The sequence below is a fragment of the Pleionea sediminis genome (genome assembly GCF_007570825.1).
GTDB lineage: Bacteria > Pseudomonadota > Gammaproteobacteria > Enterobacterales > Kangiellaceae > Pleionea > Pleionea sediminis.
In genome coordinates, this window is sequence record NZ_SUNB01000024.1 from 1 (window position 1) to 1,447 (window position 1,447).

Consider the following 1,447-nt stretch of genomic DNA (forward strand, 5'->3'; position numbering starts at 1 on the left):
GAAAAGAGAGAGGTTCTGGCGTTGCTAGAGCAAAAGAGATAACAAGGGTTAGAAAATGGATTCGGCAAAAAACTGCCTCACAATTTAAACAAACGTTATACACTTTTAAAGGAAGTTATGAATAGACTGATATTAATTTTGACTCTCGCTTTTTCAGTCGCATATGCGGAAGACTCGATAAAATTTATTGATATATTTTCTGGTTCTTATGAATTGCCTAAGCACTGTAAGAATTATCCAAGAGAGAATGATGATAACTACAATATTTATTGTGAAGGTCCAAATTTTGAGTACTTTGTTGCTATAGAAAGTGACGACAAACCTTGTGCTTTACGTAGCGACTATAAGTTAAATGAACGAGTGGCTTATAAAGTAGAAAAAGATTTCACTTCTCAAGGACTTGTCTTTTTGCAAGTGAAAATAGATCTTAAGTACGACAGTGAAGCTTCAACTGTTACAAGAACTATTAGCTCGGATAAAGAATGTTTAACTATTTATGCTTCTAAAGTAGCAGAGTTGGATTTAGTGAAAATTGGTAACTGGTATTAATTATGTATAACAATAAAATGCACGCGAATAAAAATATTCGCGTGATTTAAGCGTTATACATATAAAGATGCGAATGAAGCTTGAAGAATTCCCTCAAAGTGAGAGTTTTGAACAATGCCCTTGTTGTGATTACTTCTCACTAGCAGAAAGAGGAAAGTCATTGATCTGTCCTGTGTGTTATTGGGAGGACGATTGTTGTAATCCATCCAGTCCGGACTGGACAGCACAGTCTGATGTAAACAATGATATGACTTTGATTCATGCAAGAATAAACTTCAAAAAGTTTGGTGCTTGTGATGCAAAATGGAGAAGTACAGTAATTTGTACTGAAGAAAGAAACTCTCTCAAATGTAGAGAACGAAATGTATAACATGCGGTTGGTGTCGCGACAGCTCACTCACGAGCTCGTTCATTGCCGCACAACCGAGCGTTAAGTTTACGAAATGAGTGAAATTACTCTGAAGCAACTAAGAAACACATTGGAGCGGAATCACTGGAAGATTTTAGATGAACTTCCTGGAGATGATTACAAGTATTCAGGATTTTGGAAGATTGCCAGACCTGACAACTCTTCATCGTTGACGATTGCATTCAATGGCCTAGATGATATGCAGACATACCCTATGGAAAAAGCGTATGGGTTTGAACTTGTAGAGGACTCTAGTGTCAGCGCTTATATGGGAAAGCACACAACGAAAAGCTGGCCTGAGGAACTTCAAAAGTTTATTGAACAGCTCAATGAATTTAAAACTTAACAATACGCTGAATTTAAGCGTAAACAACACGCTAAATTAGCGGAGCGTTAAATGCAAAAGGTAACTCCTAGTGTCATACATGGTTATCCGTAAAGGTGGGGAAAAGGAGGTCAAGTTTCCAACTGAAGACTTTCCTAATCTTT

Annotated in this window: 3 protein-coding genes; all 3 read left to right on the top strand. The window is 37.0% G+C overall.

The window, feature by feature from the left end; genetic code table 11:
* The first annotated feature begins 117 nt into the window (after positions 1-117).
* The 3 genes from FAX86_RS22050 (at position 118) to FAX86_RS22060 (ending at position 1,304) form a co-directional block, all read left to right on the top strand.
* On the top strand, positions 118-549 hold the full coding sequence (locus FAX86_RS22050) for a hypothetical protein (RefSeq protein WP_144395663.1): 432 nt from the start codon (positions 118-120) through the stop codon (positions 547-549).
* Positions 550-622: 73 nt separating this feature from the next.
* Positions 623-919 carry a CPCC family cysteine-rich protein gene (locus tag FAX86_RS22055; RefSeq protein WP_164503714.1) on the top strand — a complete coding sequence of 99 codons (297 nt, stop codon included), beginning with the start codon at positions 623-625 and terminating at the stop codon, positions 917-919.
* Positions 920-992: 73 nt separating this feature from the next.
* Positions 993-1,304: a hypothetical protein gene (locus FAX86_RS22060; protein ID WP_144395665.1), complete on the top strand. Its 312-nt coding sequence runs from the start codon at positions 993-995 to the stop codon at positions 1,302-1,304.
* Positions 1,305-1,447 lie beyond the last annotated feature (143 nt).